The sequence below is a fragment of the Paraburkholderia sp. JHI869 genome (genome assembly GCF_038900775.1).
Taxonomy (GTDB): domain Bacteria; phylum Pseudomonadota; class Gammaproteobacteria; order Burkholderiales; family Burkholderiaceae; genus Paraburkholderia.
This window is the reverse complement of record NZ_JAYMSC010000006.1, coordinates 279854-302494: the sequence shown is the minus strand read 5'-3', so window position 1 is coordinate 302494 and position 22641 is coordinate 279854. Positions and strand designations below refer to the sequence as shown.

The 22641-nt window shown below is 64.9% G+C and carries 16 protein-coding genes; 6 read left to right on the top strand and 10 right to left on the bottom strand.

The window, feature by feature from the left end; translation table 11 throughout:
• Positions 1-15 precede the first annotated feature (15 nt).
• Complete coding sequence (locus VSR72_RS14145; protein WP_342952946.1) at positions 16-1266, bottom strand: MFS transporter; 1251 nt, start codon at positions 1264-1266, stop codon at positions 16-18.
• 434 nt (positions 1267-1700) lie between these two features.
• Here VSR72_RS14145 and VSR72_RS14140 point away from each other — a divergent pair, with 434 nt between their 5' ends.
• The gene (locus tag VSR72_RS14140) at positions 1701-3383 is read left to right on the top strand and encodes a methyl-accepting chemotaxis protein (protein WP_342952945.1); all 1683 of its coding nucleotides are present in this window, start codon (positions 1701-1703) and stop codon (positions 3381-3383) included.
• A 61-nt stretch (positions 3384-3444) separates the two neighbouring features.
• Here the strand turns inward: VSR72_RS14140 and iolB are convergent, their stop codons facing one another.
• The 7 genes from iolB to VSR72_RS14105 all read right to left on the bottom strand — a co-directional run bounded on the left by iolB (position 3445) and on the right by VSR72_RS14105 (position 12456).
• Complete coding sequence (iolB, locus tag VSR72_RS14135; RefSeq protein WP_342952944.1) at positions 3445-4248, bottom strand: 5-deoxy-glucuronate isomerase; 804 nt, start codon at positions 4246-4248, stop codon at positions 3445-3447.
• Complete coding sequence (iolE, locus tag VSR72_RS14130) at positions 4245-5159, bottom strand: myo-inosose-2 dehydratase (RefSeq protein WP_342952943.1); 915 nt, start codon at positions 5157-5159, stop codon at positions 4245-4247. Before iolE ends, iolB begins: the two co-directional genes overlap by 4 nt.
• A gap of 33 nt (positions 5160-5192) precedes the next feature.
• Positions 5193-7175, bottom strand: coding sequence for a 3D-(3,5/4)-trihydroxycyclohexane-1,2-dione acylhydrolase (decyclizing) (gene iolD, locus VSR72_RS14125; RefSeq protein WP_342952942.1), 1983 nt, complete (start codon positions 7173-7175; stop codon positions 5193-5195).
• Complete coding sequence (gene iolC / locus VSR72_RS14120) at positions 7172-9172, bottom strand: 5-dehydro-2-deoxygluconokinase (RefSeq protein ID WP_342952941.1); 2001 nt, start codon at positions 9170-9172, stop codon at positions 7172-7174. Before iolC ends, iolD begins: the two co-directional genes overlap by 4 nt.
• A gap of 36 nt (positions 9173-9208) precedes the next feature.
• The gene (locus VSR72_RS14115; RefSeq protein ID WP_342952940.1) at positions 9209-10030 is read right to left on the bottom strand and encodes an ATP-binding cassette domain-containing protein; all 822 of its coding nucleotides are present in this window, start codon (positions 10028-10030) and stop codon (positions 9209-9211) included.
• Between the two features lie 13 nt (positions 10031-10043).
• Positions 10044-11207, bottom strand: a complete 1164-nt coding sequence (locus VSR72_RS14110; RefSeq protein ID WP_342952939.1) for an ABC transporter permease — start codon at positions 11205-11207, stop codon at positions 10044-10046.
• A gap of 187 nt (positions 11208-11394) precedes the next feature.
• The gene (locus VSR72_RS14105; protein WP_342952938.1) at positions 11395-12456 is read right to left on the bottom strand and encodes a sugar ABC transporter substrate-binding protein; all 1062 of its coding nucleotides are present in this window, start codon (positions 12454-12456) and stop codon (positions 11395-11397) included.
• A 274-nt stretch (positions 12457-12730) separates the two neighbouring features.
• On the opposite strand from VSR72_RS14105, the gene VSR72_RS14100 reads away from it, so the two are divergent.
• From VSR72_RS14100 to VSR72_RS14085, 4 genes are all read left to right on the top strand, one after another.
• Entirely contained in the window at positions 12731-13621 is an 891-nt protein-coding gene (locus VSR72_RS14100; RefSeq protein WP_342952937.1) for a MurR/RpiR family transcriptional regulator, read from the top strand.
• Positions 13614-14636: an inositol 2-dehydrogenase gene (iolG, locus tag VSR72_RS14095; protein WP_342952936.1), complete on the top strand. Its 1023-nt coding sequence runs from the start codon at positions 13614-13616 to the stop codon at positions 14634-14636. Before VSR72_RS14100 ends, iolG begins: the two co-directional genes overlap by 8 nt.
• A 25-nt stretch (positions 14637-14661) precedes the next feature.
• Positions 14662-15717 (top strand): Gfo/Idh/MocA family oxidoreductase, encoded by a 1056-nt coding sequence (locus VSR72_RS14090; protein WP_342952935.1) that lies wholly within the window; start codon positions 14662-14664, stop codon positions 15715-15717.
• Between the two features lie 112 nt (positions 15718-15829).
• Positions 15830-16063: a sulfurtransferase TusA family protein gene (locus VSR72_RS14085; protein ID WP_233881129.1), complete on the top strand. Its 234-nt coding sequence runs from the start codon at positions 15830-15832 to the stop codon at positions 16061-16063.
• Between the two features lie 70 nt (positions 16064-16133).
• On the opposite strand, the gene galU is transcribed toward VSR72_RS14085, so the two are convergent.
• Together galU and VSR72_RS14075 are read right to left on the bottom strand one after the other, a co-directional pair.
• On the bottom strand, positions 16134-17015 hold the full coding sequence (galU, locus tag VSR72_RS14080; RefSeq protein WP_028208043.1) for a UTP--glucose-1-phosphate uridylyltransferase GalU: 882 nt from the start codon (positions 17013-17015) through the stop codon (positions 16134-16136).
• 78 nt (positions 17016-17093) lie between these two features.
• Entirely contained in the window at positions 17094-19961 is a 2868-nt protein-coding gene (locus tag VSR72_RS14075) for a valine--tRNA ligase (RefSeq protein ID WP_342952934.1), read from the bottom strand.
• 248 nt (positions 19962-20209) lie between these two features.
• Between VSR72_RS14075 and VSR72_RS14070 the strand changes: the two genes are divergently transcribed.
• Positions 20210-22591, top strand: a complete 2382-nt coding sequence (locus tag VSR72_RS14070) for a UvrD-helicase domain-containing protein (RefSeq protein WP_342952933.1) — start codon at positions 20210-20212, stop codon at positions 22589-22591.
• The last annotated feature ends 50 nt before the right edge of the window (positions 22592-22641 follow it).

Genomic DNA, 22641 nt, shown 5'->3' with positions numbered 1-22641 from the left:
CGTGACGACGCGCGCTTACGCGGTCTTTTTCGCGCGCTTGCCTTCCACGTCGGGCAGCAGCACGGTCAGGATGCCGATGAGCGGCAGGAACGAGCAGACTTTGTAGACGAAGCCGATGCTGGTCGCGTCCGCCAACTGGCCGAGCACGGCTGCGCCGATGCCGCCGAGGCCGAACGCGAAGCCGAAGAAGAGGCCCGCGACCATGCCCACCTTGCCCGGAATCAGCTCCTGGGCATACACGAGGATGGCCGAGAACGCCGACGCCAGCACCACGCCGATGATTACCGTGAGCACGCCGGTCCAGAACAGGTTGGCGTAGGGCAGGAGCAGCGTGAAGGGCGCCACGCCGAGAATCGAGCCCCAGATCACGTACTTGCGGCCGATGCGGTCACCCACCGGACCGCCGATGATGGTGCCAGCGGCCACGGCGGCGAGGAACACGAACAGGTGGATCTGCGCGGCCTGCACGGAGAGGTGGAAACGGTCGATCAGATAGAACGTGAAGTAGCTGTTGATGCTCGCGAGGTAGAAGTACTTCGAGAACACGAGCAGCACGAGAATGCCGATGGCGGTCGCCACGCGGCGGCGCGAGAGCGCGACGTGCGGCGTCTCTGCGCGCTTTTTCTTCATCGCGGGATGCGACTTGTACCAGCGGCCGATCTGCGTGAGCACGACCATACCGACGAGCGCCGCCGCCGAGAACCACGCGATGCTGCGCTGGCCGTGCGGAATGATGACCGCGGCAGCGAGCAGCGGCCCGAGCGACGAGCCCGCGTTGCCGCCCACCTGGAAGAGCGACTGCGCGAGACCGTGACGGCCGCCGGACGCCATGCGGGCCACGCGCGACGACTCCGGATGAAACACCGACGAGCCGCAGCCCACCAGCGCCGCTGCCACTAGCAGCACGCCGAAGGTCGGCGCGACCGACATCAGCAGCAGGCCGCACAGCGTGAAGCCCATGCCGACCGGCAGCGAGTACGGCAGCGGCCGCTTGTCGGTATAGACGCCCACCAGCGGCTGGAGCATCGACGCCGTGATCTGGTAGGTGAGGGTGATGAGACCGATCTGCGTGAACGACAGCGAGAAGTTGTCCTTGAGCATCGGGTAGATGGCGAGGATCAGCGACTGGATCATGTCGTTGAGCAGGTGCGAAAAGCTGATCGCACCGAGCACCGAATAGACGGTGCGTTGCACCGCGCCCGTGGCGGCCGCGGACGAACCCGCGGCGGCGCCCGGCAGGGCGCGCTTGTTGAGACTGGTTTCCATGTTTTCGGTAGCAGCAGAGAGTATTCAGCGGGCACCACTCCAGGCGGGCAGCGGCGACGGCATGAAAGGACATGTATAAGAGTTATGAGCGCAGTGTAATGTGTCTTGCTCGAACTGTACGGACAAGATTTGTCGCGAATCGGACGCGTGCGGCGCGCCGTTGCCCTGCGGCCCAATGCCGCAAGGGGCTGGAGCCCATACTCGAAATTGATCCGGGATTTTTGGCGTTTCATTTTGGCCATGTATAAATCGGCGATATGTACGCCCACGAGGTGTGCAAAACGGGGCCGGAGACGAGCCGCACCGCGCGCAATGCGGTCAAAGACGGGGTTAAAGATTGCGCGACGGCGTGCCGTAGACCGGAGTTGAGGCGTAACGCAAATCACGAACGATGGCGTTAGGCCGGACAACAAGCAGAAACGCTGGAGACCAAAATGAAAGCAGTATCGCAAGGCGGCAGGCACGCGGGCTTCGTGCCGCAGGATCCGGCAGGCGGCGCGGCGAACGCGCAGCAACGCAAGACAGGAAGCGCCGGCGCTGCGACGCGCAGTGCGCGGCTTTCCGTGAAGGCCACACTGCGCCTCGCCTTCGCGCTGGTGCTGATCGGCACGCTCGCCATCGGCGCCGTCTCGCTCGCGCAGATCAGCCGCCTCAACGGCTCGACGCAATCGATCTACGAACAGGGCTACGTCGCGAGCCGCGCCGCCGAGGAAGCACGCGGCCACGTGCTGCGCGCAAGCCGCGCCCAGAAAATGCTGCTCACCGCGACCACGGCGCGCGAGCGCGACGAACTGGGCCAGGACATCGACAAGGATCTCGGCGCGCTGGAGCGCGGCATGAGCCAGTTGCAGCAATACGCGCAGGAGCAGGGCGGCGACGCGCTCGCGCTGCAAAAGAAGCTTTCGGACGCCACCACGACGTGGAGCGGTCATGTGCGCGCGTTCGTCACGCTCGTGAAGCAGCAGCCGCTCGATCTGACGCAGATGAGCTGGCAAGTGGGCACTCAGGACGTTTCGCTGCTCGTGGAGACCGGCAAGCTCGAGACGCTGGTGGACGATCTCGTCGCGCAGCGCGGCACGGCTGCGAAGGCCACGATCGCGAAGGCCGAGTTCATCTTCCAGTCGTCGTTCGTGATGATGGCCGTGGCGACCGTTGCCATGTTCGTGCTCGCGTTCTTCGTGAGCGAATGGGTCGTGCGCCGCATTGCGCGGCAACTGGGCGGCGAACCTGCGCACGCCAAGGCCATCGCGGCCCGTATCGCCGCTGGCGATCTTGCGCAGCCCGTCACGGTTCACGCACGCGACGCGGCAAGCATGCTGGGCGCGCTGCGCGACATGCAAAAAGGCCTCTCGACGACGGTGGCGGAAATCGCCGCGAGCGCCGAGGCAATCGCCTCCGCCTCGGGCGAAATCTCGACCGGCAATCTCGATCTCTCGCGTCGCACCGAAGAACAGGCCATGGCGCTAGAGCGCACCGCGAGCAGCATGGAGCAGCTCACTTCCACCGTGCGCTTGAACGCCGAGAACGCGGAGCAGGCCAGCACGCTCGCGGGCAACGCTTCGGCGATCGCGGAGAAGGGCGGCTCGGTGGTGGGGCGCGTGGTCGCGACGATGCAGGAGATCAACGACAGCGCGAAGAGCATCGCCGACATCATCGGCGTGATCGAGGGCATTGCGTTCCAGACCAATATTCTCGCGCTCAACGCCGCTGTGGAAGCGGCGCGCGCAGGCGAAGACGGGCGCGGCTTCGCCGTGGTGGCGGGGGAAGTGCGCAGCCTCGCGCAGCGCAGCGCGGCGGCAGCGAAGGAAATCAAGGCGCTGATCGGCGCGTCGGTCGAGCGCGTGTCCAATGGCTCGACGCTGGCGCAGGACGCGGGCTCGACGATGGACGAAGTCGTGAAGGCCGTGCGGCGCGTGAACGACATCATCGGCGAGATTTCGGCGGCTTCGCGCGAGCAGCGCTCGGGTATCGAGGAGATCAGCCGCGCGGTCACGCAAATGGACGCCGGCACGCAGCAGAATGCGGCGCTGGTGGAAGAGGCGACCGCTGCGGCGCAATCGCTCGACGATCAGGCGAAGGTGCTCAAGCGGCTGGTGGGGAAATTCCGGCTGGCTTGACGCTCACAACGAAAAACGCCGCGTGGTTCGACACGCGGCGTTTTTTTTGGGGCGCTTCACTTCACTTCGCGTCGCGCTCGATGATCCATTCGTGCGCCGGGTCGTTATGGAAGTGCCATTCGCGCGTGGGGCCTGCCATCACGTTCAGGTAGTACGAGTCATAGCCATAAGGCACGACGACCGGGTGATAGCCGCGCGGGACCATCACGACGTCGTGATTTTCCACGGCCATCGTTTCGTCCAGATCGCGCGCATCGGTGTACACGCGTTGAAACGCGAAACCCTGCTGCGGATTGAGCCGGTGATAGTAGGTTTCTTCGAGCGCGCTTTCCTGCGGCAAGCGGTCGGCGTCGTGCTTGTGCGGCGGGTAGCTCGACGAGTGGCCCGATGGCGTGCGCACTTCGACCACGAGCAGCGATTCCGCGGGCGCGTCTTGCGGGAGGATATCGCACACGTAGCGCGTATTCGCGCCCTTGCCGCGCGTGGAGCGCTTCATCTGCGCGGGCTCGATGAGGCGGATGGGCAGCGTGCCTGTTGCGGGCGCGCTCGCCACGCCCACTTCGGCGTTGCGTGTCGCGCGCACGGTCGCTTTCACGCCGGGCGGCACGTAAAGCGCATACGGCGCGGCGTCTTCGAATACGCTGTCGCGCGAGCCGAGGCTCGACCAGCGTTCGCCGCCTGCCTCGATATCCACCGCGCCCGAGAGCACGACGATGCAACTCTCGCGATCGGGCTCGGATACGTAGACCACTTCATCCGCTTCGAGCCGATATGCGGCGAAGCCGACATAGCGCCAGCCCGCGGTGTCGGGCGTGACGCGCGCGATCGTCTGGCCTTCGCGCGCGGCCTTGACCAGCAGAGTCATGCTGCCTCCTTCGATTGGGTATCCGTCGCATCGACGAGCGTGCGCAGTGTACGGTAACCCTTTTGCGCATACTCGTAGGACGGAGCGATCACAGGGTCCTGCTCGGCTTCGACGACGAGCCATCCGCGATAGCCGTGACGCTTCAGCCGCGCGATGATCGCGGGGAAATCGACGGCGCCGTCGCCGGGCACGGTGAACGCGCCTGCGAGCACGGCGTCGAGAAAGCTCCAGTTGCGGTTGCGCGCGAGCTTCATGACGGCGGGGCGCACGTCCTTGCAATGCACATGGCACACGCGCGCAATGTGCTTGTCGAGTTCCACAACGGGATCGCCGCCCGCAAACGTCATGTGGCCCGCGTCGAACAGCAGGCCCACGGCGTCGCTCGTGCGCGCCATGAGCTTGTCGACGTCGGCGGGCGTTTCGACGTAAGCGCCCATGTGATGGTGGTACGCAAGCCGCACGCCGCGCGAGAGCGTATGCCGCGCGAACGCGTCCACACGTGCCGCGTATTCGTCCCACTGCTTGTCGCTGAAAAAGCGCGGGCGCTGATAGAGCGGGCGCGGCGCGCCCTGGATCGAATCGGCGACTTCGCCGTAGACCATCGCAGTCGCGCCGTTCTGCGCGAGCAGGTCCAGATGCTTGTCGACAGCGGCAATCTCTTCCGCCACGCTGCGCCGCGCGAGCATGCCCGAGTACCAGCCGGAGACGAGCGAAAGATCGTATTGCGCGAGGAGCGTCTTGAGCGCCTGCGGCTCGCGCGGAAACTTGTTGCCTAACTCAAAGCCCTCATAGCCGATCTCGCGGCCCTCGGTCAGCGCCTGGGAAAGCGGCGTCTCTCCGCCGAGCGAGGGCAGGTCGTCGTTCATCCACGACAGCGGGTTGATGCCGATACGTACTTCAAATGCGCTCATGTGCGCTCCTCGATGTCTGTGTCGTCTGACGCGTCATGCGTTGCCGGGTTCGTCGTCGCTGGCGGTGGTGCCGTCGGTCGCCTGCGTGCGTCCGCCGCGCTGCGCGACATGCTCTTCATAGCGCTCGCGCGCCTCGCGTACTGCTTCGCGCGTGGACACTTCGGGCACCGCGACTTCCCACCACCAGCCGCCTTCTTCGGTCGTGCGCGCGGGGTCGGTGTCGATGCAGACCACGTAAGTGCGCGACGAAGCGCGCGCGCGTTGCAGCGCCGCTTCGAGTTCCGCGACGTTCGCCACGTGTTCGGCCTGCGCGCCGAGCGAGCGCGCGTGCGAGGCGAAGTCGATGCGCGGCGCGCCAAGCGGTCCTTGCGCGCAGTCGTCGAACAGGTTGTTGAACGGCGCACCGCCGCAAGCCTGCTGCAACCGGTTGATACAACCATAGCCGCGGTTGTCGAGCACGACGATGATGAGCTTCGCGCCCAGCATGACCGAGGTGGCGATCTCGCTGTTCATCATCAGATAGCTGCCGTCGCCCACCATGACGATGACCTCGCGATCGGGTCGCGCAAGCTTCGCGCCGAGACCGCCCGCGATCTCGTAGCCCATGCACGAGTAGCCGTATTCGACGTGATATGCGCCGGGCTGGCCAGCGCGCCAGAGCTTGTGCAACTCGGCGGGCAGCGTGCCGGCCGCGCAGACGACGATATCTTCGGTGTACGAACGGTTCGACGAGCGCTGCACGGCGCCGATCACATCGGCGTCGTAGGGCAGGCGGTTGCGTTCCTGCGGCGCATGCGTGAGGCGCTCGATGTTCGCGCGCCACTCGTTGGCGAGGCGCTGCGCGTGGGCGGTCCAGTTCGCGTCGGCGCGCCAGTTGATCAGCTCGTCGTTGAGCGCGGCGAGCGCCTGGCGCGCGTCGGCCTGCACGGCGAGGCCGTCGTGCTTGAGCGCGTCGAAGGCATTGGCGTTCACGCCGATCACATGCGCGTTCGCAAAGAGCGAGTTCGAGCCGGTCGTGAAGTCCTGCAAACGCGTGCCCACGGCGAGCACGCAGTCGGCGTCGCGCGCCAGTTCGTTGGCGGCGGGCGAACCCGTCACGCCGAGCGCGCCCACGTTGAGCGGATCGTCCCACGCGAGCGAGCCTTTGCCCGCCTGTGTTTCGGCCACGGGAATGCCGCGCGATGCCGCAAGCGTCTGCAAGGCCTGCGAGGCGCGCGAATAGAGCACGCCGCCGCCCGCCACGATGAGCGGCCGCTTCGCACGATGCAGCTGCGTGAGCGCCGCGTCGATCTCGGCCTGAATGGGCGCGGGCGCGTGGAACGTCACGAGGCGCGGGGTGAAGAAGTTCGTCGGATAGTCCCACGCCATGGCCTGCACGTCCTGCGGCAGCGCGAGCGTGACCGGGCCGCAGAGCGCGGCGTCGGTGAGCACGCGCAGCGCGCGCGGCAACGCCGTGAGCAACTGCGCGGGATGCACGATGCGGTCGAAGTAGCGCGACACGGGGCGCAGCGAGTCGTTCGCGGAGATGCCGCCGTCGTGCAGGTCCTCGATCTGTTGCAGCACCGGGTCGGGCTCGCGCGAAACGAAGATGTCGCCGGGCAACAGCAGCACGGGCAAGCGGTTCACATGCGCAAGCGCGGCCGCTGTGACGAGGTTCGTCGCGCCTGGCCCGATCGAGGTCGTGACCGCCATCATGCGACGGCGAAAGTGTGCCTTGGCATAGGCGATCGCGCTGTGTGCCATGGCCTGCTCGTTGTGCGCGCGCAGTGTGGGCAGTTCGTGCCGGTACTGATAGAGCGCCTCGCCGATGCCGGCCACATTGCCGTGACCGAAGATCGCGAACACGCCGCCGAACAGCGGCTCGGTGCGGCCAGAGCCGTCTTCGCTCGCCACGCGCTGCGCGGCGAGATAGCGCACGAGCGCCTGAGCCGCGGTAAGCCGCACGGTGCTCGCATGCGCTGCGTTTTGAGCGCTTTCCTGCGAGGCGTATTCGCCAGGAGCGATACGTTGGTTCATGCCGCTTTCTCCTGATGGTTGTCGTGCGTGCCTTGCGCTTCGGCGCGCGCGGCGCGCCAGGCGCCGATCAGCGTTTCGAAGGCGCGGCGCGCGCGGGCGATCACTTCGTCGTCGCCGATCTCGCCGGCGAGCCAGGCGAGACTCGGCTCGTAGAAGATCGAGCGGCCCACCGTGAAGCCCCGGCATGTGTTCGAGGCGGCTGCTGCGCGGAAGCCTTCCACGAGCTGGTCGATAGGCGCGGAGAGCCCGAGCAGCACGACGCCGCGGCAATACGGGTCGCGCTCGGCGATCAGCGCGTCGATGTCGCGCCATTGCGCGGCGCTCGTCGGTTCGAGCTTCCACCACTCCGGATAGAGGCCGATGTTGTAGAGCCGCTTGAGCGCGCGATAGACCGTATCGGGCGCATTCGGCTTGCCGTTTAGCTTCGGCGGAATCACTTCGAGCAGCAGTTCGTGGCCGCTCGCCTGAGTGGCGTCGTAGAGCGCGCGCAACTGCGCTTCCTGTTCGAGACGGTGTTCGATGGGCTCGTCGGGATGGAACTGCACGAGGCACTTCACCGTGTGGTCGATGGGCCAGGATTCAAGTGTCGTGCCGATCGAGCGGCCGTGGTCGAACACGAGCGGTACGGACCCCGGCAGCTCGACCGGGCGGCCGATCCACCAGCCGCGGCCAGTTGCGGCGTTGAGCGCGTCCTGGCCGTAGCGGTCGTCGATCAGGACACCGATGCGTCCTTGGAGGCCGAGCGTGCGCTCGGTCTGCGCGACAGCCTCGACGAAGAGATTTTTCAAATACGAAATGCGCGCTTCGCTGACACCGGTCTGCTGTGCGAGATCGAAGAACTGGTTGCGATGATCGAACGCGAAACCGAGCACTTCGTCGTGCCGCTTGCGCGCGGGTGTCACGCGATGCAAACGCGCGAGCGTCGCGTCGCGGTCGGGGCGGCGCATGCGCACAGGGTCGGCGGCGGCTTCCCGCAGGAAGTAGTCGAGTTCCACAGGTGTCGGCATGGCGGGCGCACAGCCGTGGCGCGAGACGACGAGGGCGCCGCACGCGTTGGCCGAGCGCGCGCAGTCTTCGAGCGAAGCGTCGCGCAGCCAACCCGAGAGGAAGCCGGAGGCGAAAGCATCGCCAGCGCCGAGCACGTTGAGCACTTCGACTTCGACGCCGCGCTGCATCGGCAAGTCATCCATCGAAGCGGGCACCGCACCTTCCACGATCTGGCAGCCGAGCGGCCCGCGTTTGACGAGCAGCGTCGCGCTCGTCACTTCGCGCACGCGCTTGAGCGCATCGACGAGCGATTCCTTGCCGCCCGCAATCTGGAACTCGTCCTCGGTGCCGATCACGAGATCGAAATGCGGCAGGATGCCCTGCAAATGCGCGCTCACGCCTTCGCTCGCGACGAAACGCGTTTCGCCATCCGCCTTGCCCGTGAGGCCCCAGAGCACCGGCCGATAGTCGATGTCGAGCACGGTGCGCACGTTGTTGCGACGCGCGTAGTCGAGCGCGGTGAGACTCGTGCGGTTCACCTGTTCGGTCGAGAAGTGCGTGCCGGTGATGAGCAGCGCTTTCGATGAAGCGATGAAGGCTTCGTCGAAGTCGCTCGAATCGACGGCCATGTCGGCGCAGTTCTCGCGGTAGAAGATGAGCGGGAACGTGTCGCGGTCTTTCAGGCCCAGCAGCACGAGCGCCGTGAGACGGTCGTGGTCCACGCGCACATGGCTCGCGTCGCAACCTTCCTTCGTGAGCGTTTCGACGAGAAAGCGCCCCATGTGGTCGTCGCCCACGCGTGTGAGCATGGCCGACTTCAGGCCAAGGCGCGCGCAGCCGAAGGCGATGTTCGCGGATGAGCCGCCCAGATACTTCGCAAAGGTGGAGACGTCTTCGAGCCGCGCGCCCACTTGCTGCGCGTAGAGATCGACGCCCAGGCGGCCGAGGCAGACGATGTCGCGGCTGCGTCCGGCGGCGAATCGGCTTGGGGTTGAGCGATTAAGAGCCATGTGTATTCCTGGTGAGTTCTTTGCGATGCGCCGAGTTCAAATGGTCGCGCCGTCGAGCTCGGCGATCATCTTCTGCATTTCCGCGCCGCCCGCCATCATGTCGAGCACTTCGTTCTTGCTGATCGTGTCCTTCGTATAGGTGCCGAGCGACTTGCCGCGATTGAGCAGCGTGAACGAGTCGCCGATTGGGTAGGCGTGGTGCACGTTGTGGGTGATGAAGATCACCGAAATGCCCTTGGCACGCGCCGCATGAATCAGCTTGAGCACATTGAAGCTCTGCTTCACGCCGAGCGCGGCGGTCGGTTCGTCGAGAATCAGCACACGTGCGCCGAAGTGAATGGCGCGTGCGATGGCGAGGCACTGCTTCTCGCCGCCCGACATCGTGCCGATGGCCTGATGCGGATCGCGCACGTTGATGCCCATTCCCGCGAGACGATCCTTCGCGATCGTTGCGCTCGCATCGAGATCCATCACGTTGATGAAGCCGAACAGCTTCTTTTGCGGTTCGCGGCCCATGAAGAAGTTGCGCGCAACCGAGAGCAGCGGCACGAGCGCGAGATCCTGATAGACGGTGGCGATGCCGAGATCGAGCGCGTCTTTCGGCGAATCGAACGCGACGGGCTTGCCGTCCACGAAATACTGGCCGGAAGTGGGCTGGTGCACGCCGGCGAGCGTCTTGATGAGCGTGGATTTGCCCGCGCCGTTGTCGCCGAGCAGGCAGTGCACCTCGCCGCGCTTCAAGCGCAGCGTGACGCCATTGAGCGCAATGACCTTGCCGAAGTACTTGCTGACGTTCTCGAGCGCGAGAATCGTGTCGCCGGTCGCGGTGTTTTGTGCGGTGTTGGTGGTATCGGACATTTGAGTCTCCGGCTTACGATTGCGCGACGCGGCGGCGCACATAGTGATTGAAGAGCACGGCAATGAGCAGCATCACGCCAAGGAACACGCGGAACCAGTCCGAATCGATGTTCGTGTAAGTGATGCCGATCTGCACGACGCCGAAGATGAGCGCACCGAATGCCGCACCAATCACCGAGCCATAACCGCCCGTGAGCAGCGTGCCGCCGATCACCGCGGCAATGATGGCTTCGAACTCCTTCTGAAGACCGCGGTCGGCAGCGGCCGAACCGATGTCGCACACTTGCAGCACGGCAAAGAGGCACGAGCAGAACGCGGTGAGCATGAAGAGCGAGATCTTTACGCGCTTCACGGGCACGCCTACGTTCTTTGCAGCGTTGGAGTCGCCGCCCACGGCGAGAATCCAGTTGCCGTAGCGCGTCTTGGCGAGCGTGAAGGCGCCGATGGCGACGAGCGCGAACCACCAGAGAATCACCTTGGGCACGCCAGGTACGAGCGGCTGGCCGTTGTCGAGCATCTTGCCGATGCCGATATGCGCGAGACCCACGAACAGGCCTTTGAACGCCGTGCCGTGAAAGAGCAGGTTCGTCACGAAGTCGGCCTTGGCCACATCGCCCACGCCCGAGACGATGGTGCGGTCGGCGAACATGATCGAGAGCGCGAGCGTCAGGCCGCGCAGGATGAACAGAAACGCCAGCGTGACGATGAACGACGGCAGCCGAGTGCGCATCACGAGGTAGCCGTTGAGCGCGCCGAGCGCGGTGCAGCCCACGAACGCGAACAGAATCGAAAGCGCGATGGGCCAGTGAAAGTACATCGTGGGGATCGCCACCATCATGCCGGCAAAGCCGATCATCGAGCCGATGGAGAGGTCGAACTCGCCGGCGATCATGAGCAGACATGCGCCGACGCTCAGGATGCCGAGGTAAGCGGCGACCTGGGACCAGTTCATCACGCCGTCGAGATCGAACATGCCCGAGCCGCCCGCGCCGATCGCAAAGACGGCGAAGACCAGCACGGTGCCGGAAATCGCGGCGAATTCGGGACGGCCGAGCAGATGGCCGAACCACGATTCGCGGCGCACGCGTTCATCGCTGGCGCCAGGCTGCGGCGTGGGCGCGTCTTGCGCGCCGCTCTCCGGAGCGTGCGAGGGGAAGTGTTTGCCGGCTACACCCATGATGTCTCCTATATCGGCCGTGAGAGGCGCATTCGCACCTGCATTGGCTCAAATGCCCGAGCGCATTCCCTGCAAGCAACGGCCTTGCAGTAGAAGCAACACGGTGAATGGCGCGCGGCGAGGCTGGCGAGAGGCGATGGGCATCGGAAGATGCTAGCCGCCGCCGCGCGTGGCTGACGAAAAATGCTTAGCGGTACTGACCTGCGTACTTCACGACCTTGTCGAGATTCTCCTTGGTGATGAAGCCCGGACCCGAGCGGATATTCTTCGGACCGTACGAGGGTTGCAGGCCATAGGTTTCCAGGCGCTGCTTGAACTTCGGATTCGCTTCGAGGATCTGGCGAATCTTCTGCGGGTCCGTGGTGTGCTCCTTCTTCACGATCGCGAGCACAGCCACCGGGATATAGCCTTGCAGGTACGGCTGCTGGTCGATCGCGAACTGGATGGTGCCGGCGCGGATCGCCTTGGCAATGTCATCCGAAAAGTCGAACGTGCAGAAGTAGATCTTGCCAGCAAGACCCATCTGCTCGACCGCCTTGAGCGTGGCCGCCGCCGGCACCGGGCCGAGCGTGAGGATCGCGCCCGTGTTCGGATGGTTGCGCAGATAGGCGCTGACCTTCGACTGGATTTCCGTCGGGTCCTGGCCGGAGTCGATCGTCGAGGACTTGTAGTCCACGCCGAGCGCATCGGCAAAGCCGCGGCAGCGTTCGAACGACACGGCATTGGTCGCGAAGTGATTCACGCAAAGGAAGGACTTCACGCCCGCGGCTTTCGCTTTTTCGCCAGCGGCCTTGCCCGCGACATATTCAGGCTGGCCCACGTGCATGATTGCGCCGAGCTTCGCGCTCTGTTCCTCGGTGCCCGAGTTGATCGTGACGAGCGGGATCTTCTTTTCCGTGACCTTGCCGATGGAGCTTTTCAGCACGTCGTAGTCGGCAATGGTGACGATCACGCCGTCGTAGTTGCGCGCGGCGGCCTGTTCGATCAGGCGCGACATGTCGGCGATGTCGCCGTTGGGCGGATTGCGGTAGTCGGTCTCGACGTTCCAGTCTTCGTCGGCCTGCTTGATGGCGTTCTTGATCGTGTTCCACCACGAGTCGGAATCGGGCGCGTGGCTGATCAGCACGAAATGCGCATCGGCGGCTTGTGCCGTTTGCGCAGTCAGCACGCTCGCACCTGTCAGTCCCGCTGCCAGCGCGAGCACTGCGGCCAACCTTCGGAGCATGGTCTTGCCCTTGCGTTGAGTCATTGTCTCCACCTTTCTCGGTCTGTCGTTCGTTCTTGGGGTGAGCGTCGCAGCCGCGCTTTTGATCGCCGCTTGTTGCATGCACCAACTGCCGCGCTCATCGACAAGATTAGGACATCGCCTCGCGACTTGCAACGAAAATTTCATTGCAAATAAAAATGGAAAATCTGTTCCATTCGTGTGACACGCGGCCTATACTCGGCTCCGTCGGCATGCCGTGCAATCGAGGCCTGGTAAGGCTTTGCGGCAGTGCGGCAATTAGCGAAGGAAAACAATCATGGCGGATGACACAACCGACGCCGTAGCGGGCGTAGACGAATTGATGCAGCGCGTCGCGCAGGATTACGAGGCGTTGCCGCGTCAGCTGAAAAGCATCGCGACCTACATCGAGCAGCACCGCGCGAGCGTGATGATGGACCGCACGAGCGACATCGCCGCGAGTTGCGGCGTGCATCCTTCGGCGGTGGTGCGCTTTGCTCAGCGCTTCGGCTTCTCGGGCTTCTCCGACCTGCAGGCCGTATTCCGCCAGGCATACGCGGGGCAGGGTGCGTCGGCCACGAGCTATCAGCAGCGCATTCGCCAGCTGATCGACGCCAAGGAAGGCGAGGAGAGCCCCGACATGGGTGGCGCGGTGGCGCGCGAATTCATCGGCGCGTGCCGCAGCGGGCTGGACGAACTCGAAGCCGGGCTCGACGGCGCGCAGTTCGACGAGGCTGTGAAGATGCTCGAGCAGGCGGACAACATCTACGTGATCGGTGTGCGCCGCTCGTTTCCGGTGGCGAGCTATATCGTCTATGCCTTGCAGCACACGCGCAAGCGCGTGCACCTCGTCTCGGGCCTCGGCGGCATGTATCACGAGCAGATCCGCGGCGTGAAGAAGGGCGACGTGGTGATCGCCATCAGCTTCGCGCCGTACGGCAAGGAGACGCAGTACTGCCTGCGCGTGGCGCAGCAGCATCACGCCAAGACGCTCGTCATCACCGACAGCCAGCTCTCGCCGCTCGCGCGCCACGCGAACGCGCAACTCTATGTGAAGGAGGGGAGCGCGTTCGCGTTCCGCTCGCTGACCAGCACCTTCTGCCTGTGCCAGGCGCTCTTCATTGCGCTTGCGTACCGGCTCGAACTCAACGTGGAAGAATCGACGGACACCGGAGGATACGATGACTAGTGCAGCAAGCGGCGCAGCGAAAACATTGGATGTGGCGGTATTCGGCGCGGGGCGCATCGGCCGCATTCATGCGGGCAATCTCGCGCGCCAGCCGGGCGTGCGTCTGAAGTACGTGATCGATGTGAACCGCGAAGCCGCCGCCGCGCTCGCGGCACAGCACGGCGCCCAGGTCGTGGACGTTGACACCGCGTTCGGCGACGCATCGATCGGCGCCACGGTGATCTGTTCGAGCACCGATACGCACTCCGAACTGATCCTCAAGTCGGCGGCGGCCGGCAAGCATATTTTCTGCGAAAAACCCGTCGATCTGACCATCGAGCGCGCACGTGCCTGCGCCGAAGCGGTTCAGCGCGCGGGCGTCGTGGCCATGATCGGTTTCCAGCGCCGCTACGATCCCACGTTCGCCGCGCTCAAGACGCGCCTCGACGCGGGCGAGATCGGCTCGCCGGAAATGCTGATCGTGACGAGCCGCGATCCGGGCGCGCCGCCGGTGGAGTACATCAAGCACTCGGGCGGCATCTTCAAGGACATGCTGATTCACGACTTCGACATTTTCCGCTGGATTCTCGACGACGAAGCGCTGAGCGTGCACGCGACGGGCAGTTGCCTGTCCGACCCGGCGATTGCCGATGCGGGCGACATCGATTCGACGGCGGTGACGATCCGCACGAAGCGCGGTCGCCTTTGCCAGATCAACACGGCGCGGCGGGCGGCTTACGGCTATGACCAGCGCTTCGAGGTGCTAGGCAGCGAGGGCATGCTGCAGGCCGGCAACATGAAGCCGACCGAGGTGGTGGCGTGGTCTAAGACCGCCGTGGCGCAGGACGTGCCCGAGGCGTTCTTTCTCGAGCGCTATCGCGCGGCTTATGCGCGCGAAATGGCGCACTTCCACGAGGCCGTCACGCAGGGCGTGCCGGTACGCACGTCGGTTGCCGATGGCCTGAAGGCGCTGGAGTTGGCCGAAGCCGCTTCGCTGTCGTGGCGCGAAGGGCGCGTGGTGAAACTGGGCGACTGAACCGGATCAAGCGAGGAGACGAGGAATGCAGGCAATCGATCGTGCGCAGCCGTTGCGCGTGGGCGTGGCGGGACTTGGGAGGTTGGGGCGGCGGCATGCGCAGAACCTGGCGTATCGCGTGCCGGGGGCGACGCTCGCGGCAGCGTGCAGTCCGCTTGAAGCGGATCTCGCGTGGGCGCGCGAGGCACTTCCCGCTGCGCGCCTGTATGGCGAGTACGCCGACCTGCTGGCGGATCAATCGGTCGATGCGGTGTGGCTCGTCACGCCATCGGCCTTGCACGCCGAGCAGATCGTGCAGGCGCTTGAAGCGGGCAAGCACGTGTTCTGCGAGAAGCCGCTCTCGCTCGACGTGGCCGAATGCGAGCGAGTGGTGAACGTATCGCGTCGTCATCCCGACCGGCAGGTGACCATCGGCTTCATGCGCCGCTTCGATCCGAGTTATCAGGATGCCTACGCAAAAGTGCAGGCGGGCACGATCGGCAAGCCGTTTCTCGTGCGCTCGCAGACCTGCGATCTCAACGATCCCGAAGGATTTTTCGTGCGCTTCGCGCCCACCTCGGGCGGCATTTTCCTCGACTGCACCGTGCACGACATCGACGTCGCGCGCTGGCTGCTCGGCAAGCCGCGCGCCACGCGTGTCTATGCCGCGGGCGCGATCGCGCTGCACGAGGGACTGCGCGATTCCGGCGACGTGGACAACGGCGTGGCGATCTGCGAGTTCGAGGGCGGGCGTCTCGCGATGTTCTACGCCTCGCGCACGATGGCGCACGGCAACGACACGTCGAGCGAGGTGATCGGTACGGCGGGGGCGCTGGCGATCGGGCGCATCCCGCGCGCGAATCGCGTCGATGTCTATGACGCGACGGGCGTGCGCAGCGAATGTACGCCCACGTTCTTCGACCGCTTCGAAGAGGCGTTCCTGATCGAGGCACAGGCGTTCGTCGCCGAGGTCGCGGCGCGCAAGGCGGGTGCAGCGCAGGAGGGGAGCCTTGGCGCGACGCTTGAAGACGCGCTGGAGGCCACCCGCATCGGCCAGGCGCTGCGTGAATCGCTGCATACGGGGGCGGCGGTCACGCTGTAGGCGGTGCCGTGATCGGAGGCCAAGCGGCGGCTGGCGTAGCTGCGGTAAAATCGACGCTATTGCCAGCGCCGTCTCACGCCGCGACGGTGCGCCACCGAAGGATCCAACCCCGATGCAAGTTCAGGTTCACAAGGAAGTGGATGCGCGCGGGCTGAACTGCCCGCTGCCGATCCTGCGCGCCAAGAAGGCGCTCGCCGACATGGAAAGCGGCCAGATTCTCAAGGTCCTCGCGACCGATCCCGGCTCGCAGCGCGATTTCGCCGCGTTCGCGAAACAAACCGGCAACGAGATCGTGGAAAGCTCACAGCAGGACAAGACGTTCGTGTTCCTGATGCGCCGGCGCTAAACGCATCGGCAGATAAAAAAATGGCCCGCATGAGAATGCGGGCCATTTTTATTTGCGAAGCAGGGAAGCTTTAACCTTCCAGCACCGGCTTGCGCGTACGCAGATACTCGTCGAAATCGGCGCCGACTTCCGGGTGGCGCAGCGCGAATTCCACGGTCGCCTTCAGGTAGCCGAGCTTGCTGCCGCAGTCGAAGCGCGTGCCGTGGTACTTGTACGCGAGCACTTGCTCGTCGGCGAGCAGCGACTGGATCGCGTCGGTGAGCTGCAGCTCGCCGCCCGCACCCGGCTTGATCGACTTCAGGTGCTCGAAAATGCGCGGCTTGAGCACGTAGCGGCCGACCACGCCGAGGTTCGACGGTGCGACTTCGGGCGCCGGCTTCTCGACGATGCCCGAGAGCTTGACGATCGAGTCTTCCCACTCTTTGCCGTCGACGATACCGTACGAGCGCGTTTCCGAGGGCGGGATCTCTTCCACGCCGAGCACCGAGCTATGGTAGTGGTCGAACACCTCGACCATCTGCTGCATGACGGGCGGCGTGCCGTAGAGCAAGTCGTCCGCGAGAATCACGGCGAACGGGTTGTCACCCACGAGCTTTTCCGCGCACAGCACGGCGTGGCCAAGGCCGAGCGCCTCGGGCTGACGCACGTAGAAGCAGTCGACGTTGTTCGGCTTGATGTTGCGAACCAGTTCGAGCAGCTTGGCCTTGCCGCGTGCTTCGAGTTCGGCCTCGATCTCGTACGACTTGTCGAAATGGTCCTCGATCGCGCGCTTGCTGCGCCCGGTCACGAAGATCATTTCCGTGATGCCCGCAGCCACTGCTTCTTCGACCGCGTATTGAATGAGCGGTTTGTCGACCACGGGCAGCATTTCCTTCGGGCTGGCTTTCGTGGCCGGAAGGAAGCGCGTGCCTAGGCCGGCTACCGGGAATACCGCTTTTGTCACTTTCAGCATGTCTTTAGTCCCTGTCCTGGTGCTCGTGTGACGCCGCGGGTGCGGCGTCACGCGTTACAGCCTTTGGCCGATAGGCGCTCAGGCCGGCAACCGCGCGAGTTGCGCGGTCAGTTTGTCCAGCGTTGCCTGGTATTCTGCCAGTCTTTTCTGCTCCTGCTCAACGACTGCCGGCGGTGCTTTTGCTACAAAACTGTCATTTCCTAGCTTGGCTTTGCACTTCGTCACCTCATTGGTGAGTCGGGCGATTTCCTTCGACAGGCGTTCGCGTTCGGCGGCGACATCGATTTCCACCTTCAGCACCAGCTTGTCCGTCCCTACGATAGCAACTGGCGCGCCTGCCGAGGCTGCATCGAGCGCCGCTTCGTCGGCGATGATCTGGACCTCCGAAAGCCTCGCAAGCGCCTGCGCGTAGGGCGCGAACGTCGCGAGGCGTTCGGCGTTGCCCGTGGCGAGCAGCGGCACCTTGGTGGCGGGCGAGAGGCCCATCTCGCCACGCAGGTTGCGGCACGCGTCGATCACGGCCTTCAGGTCGGCGGCCCACTGTTCCGCGGCTTCGTCGATCTTCTTCGCTTCCGCCACCGGGTAGCGCTGCACCATGATCGATGCGGCACCTTCAGCGGCACCTTCCGGATACGCGTCGGTAAGCGGCGCCACTTTTTGCCACAGCGCTTCGGTGATGAACGGAATCACCGGGTGCGCGAGGCGCAACACCGTTTCCAGCACGCGCAGCAGCGTGCGGCGCGTGGCGCGCTGCTGCTCGGGCGTACCCGTCTGGATCTGCACCTTCGCCAGTTCCAGATACCAGTCACAGTATTCGTCCCAGACGAACTTGTATATGGCGTTGGCCACGTTGTCGAAGCGATAGTCGGCGAAGCCCTTCGCGACTTCGGCTTCCACGCGTTGCAGGAGCGAGACGATCCAGCGGTCGGCCTGCGAGAAGTCCGTGTAGCCGCCGGGGCCGCAATCGCCCGGCTGGCATGCGCCCGGCTTGCTGAAACCGCAGTCGTGGCCTTCGCAGTTCATCAGCACGAAGCGCGTGGCGTTCCAGAGCTTGTTGCAGAAGTTGCGATAGCCTTCGCAGCGCGCGAGGTCGAAGTTCACGTTGCGGCCGAGCGTGGCCATGGAAGCCATCGTGAAGCGCAGCGCGTCGGTGCCGAAAGCCGGGATGCCTTCCGGGAATTCCTTGCGCGTCTTCTTTTCGATGGTCGCGGCTTGCTTCGGGTTCATGAGGCCGGTGGTGCGCTTGGCGACCAGCGCTTCGAGGTCGATACCATCGACGATATCGATCGGATCGAGCGTGTTGCCCTTGCTCTTCGACATCTTCTGGCCTTCGGCGTCGCGCACGAGGCCGTGCACGTACACCGTGTCGAACGGCACCTTGCCGGTGAAGTGCGTGGTCATCATGACCATGCGCGCCACCCAGAAGAAGATGATGTCGAAGCCCGTGACCAGCACGGAGGAGGGCAGGAAGGCCTTCAGCTCAGGCGTCTCCTGCGGCCAGCCGAGCGACGAGAACGGTACGAGCGCCGACGAGAACCACGTGTCGAGCACGTCTTCGTCGCGCTTCAATGCGCCCTTGTAGCCCTTGGCATCGGCCTGCGCGCGCGCTTCTTCCTCGTTCTTCGCAACGAAGATTTCGCCGTTCTCGCCGTACCACGCCGGGATCTGGTGGCCCCACCAGAGCTGTCGCGAGATGCACCAGTCCTGGATGTTTTCGAGCCACTGGTAGTAGGTGGTCGTCCAGTTTTCCGGCACGAACTTGATCTGGCCGCTGCGCACTACGTCGAGCGAGGTTTCGGTGATCGACTTGCCGGGGTTGAAGGTGCCCTCGGGCGCGGGCTTCGTCATCGCGACGAACCACTGGTCCGTAAGCATCGGCTCGATCACCACACCCGTGCGGTCGCCGCGCGGCACCATGAGCTTGTGCGGCTGGACCGAGTCGAGCAGACCGAGTGCTTCGAAATCGGCCACGACCTGCTTGCGCGCCTCGAAGCGATCGAGGCCGCGATACTTCTCAGGCGCGTTGTCGTTGATCTTCGCGTCGAGCGTGAGGATCTCGATCATCGGCAGGCCATGGCGCAGGCCCACCTGGTAGTCGTTGAAGTCGTGCGCGGGCGTGACCTTCACGACGCCCGTGCCGAACTCGCGGTCCACGTACTCGTCGGCGATGATGGGGATTTCGCGGTCGGCCAGCGGCAGCTTCACGGTCTTGCCGATCAGGTGCGCGTAGCGCTCGTCTTCCGGGTGGACCATCACGGCCGTGTCGCCGAGCATGGTTTCCGGGCGCGTGGTCGCGACCGTGAGGTGGCCCGAGCCGTCCGTGAGCGGATAGCGCAGGTGCCACAGGTTGCCGTTTTCCTCTTCGCTCACCACCTCGAGGTCCGAAACGGCGGTGCCCAGCACCGGGTCCCAGTTCACGAGGCGCTTGCCGCGGTAGATCAGGCCCTGTTCATAGAGGCGCACGAACACGTCGCGCACGGCGGCCGACATCTTGTCGTCCATCGTGAAGTACTCGCGCGACCAGTCGATCGAGGCGCCCAGACGCCGCACCTGGCCCGTGATGGTCGAGCCCGACTGCTGTTTCCATTCCCACACGCGCTCGATGAACTTTTCACGGCCCAGGTCGTGGCGCGAGATCTTCTGCGCGTCGAGCTGGCGCTCGACCACGATCTGCGTGGCGATACCTGCGTGGTCGGTGCCCGGCACCCACAGTGTGTTCTCGCCGAGCATGCGGTGGTAGCGCGCGAGGCCGTCCATGATCGTCTGGTTGAACGCGTGCCCCATGTGCAGCGTGCCGGTGACGTTGGGCGGCGGCAACTGGATCGAGAAGTTGTTGCGGCCGGGCTCGAAGGTCGCGGCGGCGTAGCCTCGACGCTCCCATTCGGGGCCCCACTGGGCCTCGATTGTCTGGGGCTCGAAGCTTTTCGCTAGCGTGCTGTCGCTCATGGGTGGAATCTGCCGAAAAAAGGATGCGGAAACGTTCGATTATAAGGGGAAGTCCTCTCGGAGCCGACGCGCCAGCCGAGGTGGGGCGCTGCGCGAGGCGTGGCGCTGGTGCTTTGCGCCGCGTCCGGGTCGCCCAAGCCGCTGCGCGTGCGCGCACTTATAATGGCGCTCTGCCATTCAACGGCGCGCCTTTGCCGCGCGCCACGTCCCCGGGGTCTCGCCCTCGGGGGCACGCTCCTTTTCAGCCCATGCCCGAACTGCTCGCGAACCTGAACCCCGAACAACTCGCTGCCGTCACGTTGCCCAACGAACCGGCGCTCATTCTGGCCGGGGCCGGCAGCGGCAAGACGCGCGTCCTGATCACGCGCATTGCGTGGCTGATCCAGCAGGGCATGGCTTCGCCGTCCACCATTCTGGCCGTGACCTTCACGAACAAGGCCGCGCGCGAAATGATGAGCCGCCTTCAGGCGATGATGCCTATCGACACGCGCGGCATGTGGATCGGCACGTTCCACGGCCTGTGCAACCGCATGTTGCGCGCGCATTTCCGCGACGCCGGCCTGCCGCAGACCTTCCAGATTCTCGATACGGCCGACCAGCTTTCGGCCATCAAGCGTCTGATGAAGGGCCTGAACATCGACGACGAGAAGTACCCGCCCAAGAACCTGCAGTATTTCATCAACAACGCGAAGGAGCAGGGCCTGCGTCCGAAAGACGTCGACGTGAGCGACGACTTCAACCGCAAGTTCGTCGAACTCTACGAAGCCTACGACCAGCAGTGCCAGCGCGAGGGCGTGGTCGATTTCGCCGAACTGCTGCTGCGCTGCTACGAACTGCTTGCGTACAACGCGCCGCTGCGCGCGCACTATCAGGGCCGCTTCCGCGACATTCTGGTGGACGAGTTCCAGGACACCAACAAGCTCCAGTACGCGTGGCTCAAGCTGCTCGCGGGGCCGGGCAATGCGATCTTCGCAGTGGGCGACGACGACCAGTCGATCTACGCGTTCCGCGGCGCGAACGTGGGCAACATGCGCGACTTCGAGAACGAGTTCCGCGTGAAGCACATGATCAAGCTGGAGCAGAACTACCGTTCGCACGGCCATATTCTCGATGCGGCCAATTATCTGATCGCGCATAACTCGCGGCGTCTGGGCAAGAACCTGCGCACCGACGCGGGCCACGGCGAGCCGGTGCGCGTGTACGAAGCGGCGACCGACTCGCAGGAAGCGGGCTGGATCGTCGAGGAGATTCGCGCGCTCATCAACCAGGGGCTCGCGCGCCACGAGATCGCCATTCTTTACCGCAGCAACGCGCAGTCGCGCACGATCGAGCACACGCTCGTGAACGCGGGTGTGCCGTACAAGGTGTATGGCGGTCTGCGCTTCTTCGAGCGTCAGGAAGTGAAGCATGCGCTCGCGTATCTGCGTCTCATCGACAATCCGAACGACGACACGGCGTTCGCGCGCGTGGTGAACTTCCCCACGCGCGGCATTGGCGCGCGCTCGATCGAGCAACTGGCGGATGCCGCACGTCTCTACAACTGCTCGATGGCCGCGGCCATTCCCTACGTCACGGGCAAGGCGGGCACGAGCCTCGGCTCGTTCGCCAATCTGGTCGCGAAGATGCGCGCCGAGACCGCGCAGATGAGCCTGCCGGAAACCGTCGAATACACGGTGCGCATGAGCGGTCTCGCCGAGTTCTATCAGACCGAGCGCGAAGGTCAGGATCGTCTGGAGAACTTGCAGGAACTCGTGACCGCGGCTACGGCGTTCGTGAGCGAAGCGGGCTACGGGCTCGATACGCCCGCGCGCTCGATTCCGCTGCGCCCGGGCGCGAGCGCGCTGCCCGAGATCGTCTCGCAGGACGGCGAGATTGAAGTGCTCGACGCACCCACGATCACGGACCCCGCGCAGAACCCCGACGTCATGACGCCGCTCGCGGGCTTCCTCTCGCACGCGTCGCTCGAAGCCGGCGACAACCAGGCACAGGCAGGCCAGGACGCCGTGCAGCTGATGACGGTGCATGCCGCGAAAGGCCTTGAATTCACGTCGGTCTTCATCACCGGCCTCGAAGAGGGCTTGTTCCCGCACGAGAACAGCGCGATGGAAGCGGACGGCCTCGAAGAAGAGCGCCGCCTGATGTATGTGGCGATTACGCGTGCGAAGGAGAGGTTGTATATCTCGTTCGCGCAGAGCCGTTTGCTGCACGGTCAGACGCGTTACAACGTGCGCTCGCGCTTCTTCGACGAGTTGCCGCAGGAATCGCTCAAGTGGCTCACGCCCAAGGTCGAGGCGGGCGCGCGCTGGGGCGGGCGCTCCGACAACGCAGGCTGGGGCCGCGACTGGTTTGCGCGTCCCGGCGGCGGCGAGGGTAGTAGCAACGGCGGCGGCCGTCGCGAGCGCGACGCCTATATCGCCGACAAGAGCCCGGCGCCCGCATTCGCCAACGAGCAGCGCGCGGCCGAAACGGGCTTTCGCGTAGGCCAGGGCGTGTTCCACACGAAGTTTGGCGAAGGCACGATCACGGCGCTCGAAGGCAGCGGCACCGACGCCAAGGCGCAGGTGCGTTTCAAGCGGCACGGCGAGAAGTGGCTTGCGCTGGCAGTGGCGAAGCTGCAGCCGGTGGAGTGAGCGCGCTCAAGCCTGAAAAGCCTCAAACGACCCAGACGGAAACTATTCGA

Bases quoted from the DNA above. Each gene is read 5' to 3' on its own strand.
- VSR72_RS14145 (WP_342952946.1), bottom strand. From the start codon at position 1,266: ATGGAAACCAGTCTCAACAAGCGCGCCCTGCCGGGCGCCGCCGCGGGT.
- VSR72_RS14140 (WP_342952945.1), top strand. From the start codon at position 1,701: ATGAAAGCAGTATCGCAAGGCGGCAGGCACGCGGGCTTCGTGCCGCAG.
- iolB (WP_342952944.1), bottom strand. From the start codon at position 4,248: ATGACTCTGCTGGTCAAGGCCGCGCGCGAAGGCCAGACGATCGCGCGC.
- iolE (WP_342952943.1), bottom strand. From the start codon at position 5,159: ATGAGCGCATTTGAAGTACGTATCGGCATCAACCCGCTGTCGTGGATG.
- iolD (WP_342952942.1), bottom strand. From the start codon at position 7,175: ATGAACCAACGTATCGCTCCTGGCGAATACGCCTCGCAGGAAAGCGCT.
- iolC (WP_342952941.1), bottom strand. From the start codon at position 9,172: ATGGCTCTTAATCGCTCAACCCCAAGCCGATTCGCCGCCGGACGCAGC.
- VSR72_RS14115 (WP_342952940.1), bottom strand. From the start codon at position 10,030: ATGTCCGATACCACCAACACCGCACAAAACACCGCGACCGGCGACACG.
- VSR72_RS14110 (WP_342952939.1), bottom strand. From the start codon at position 11,207: ATGGGTGTAGCCGGCAAACACTTCCCCTCGCACGCTCCGGAGAGCGGC.
- VSR72_RS14105 (WP_342952938.1), bottom strand. From the start codon at position 12,456: ATGACTCAACGCAAGGGCAAGACCATGCTCCGAAGGTTGGCCGCAGTG.
- VSR72_RS14100 (WP_342952937.1), top strand. From the start codon at position 12,731: ATGGCGGATGACACAACCGACGCCGTAGCGGGCGTAGACGAATTGATG.
- iolG (WP_342952936.1), top strand. From the start codon at position 13,614: ATGACTAGTGCAGCAAGCGGCGCAGCGAAAACATTGGATGTGGCGGTA.
- VSR72_RS14090 (WP_342952935.1), top strand. From the start codon at position 14,662: ATGCAGGCAATCGATCGTGCGCAGCCGTTGCGCGTGGGCGTGGCGGGA.
- VSR72_RS14085 (WP_233881129.1), top strand. From the start codon at position 15,830: ATGCAAGTTCAGGTTCACAAGGAAGTGGATGCGCGCGGGCTGAACTGC.
- galU (WP_028208043.1), bottom strand. From the start codon at position 17,015: ATGCTGAAAGTGACAAAAGCGGTATTCCCGGTAGCCGGCCTAGGCACG.
- VSR72_RS14075 (WP_342952934.1), bottom strand. From the start codon at position 19,961: ATGAGCGACAGCACGCTAGCGAAAAGCTTCGAGCCCCAGACAATCGAG.
- VSR72_RS14070 (WP_342952933.1), top strand. From the start codon at position 20,210: ATGCCCGAACTGCTCGCGAACCTGAACCCCGAACAACTCGCTGCCGTC.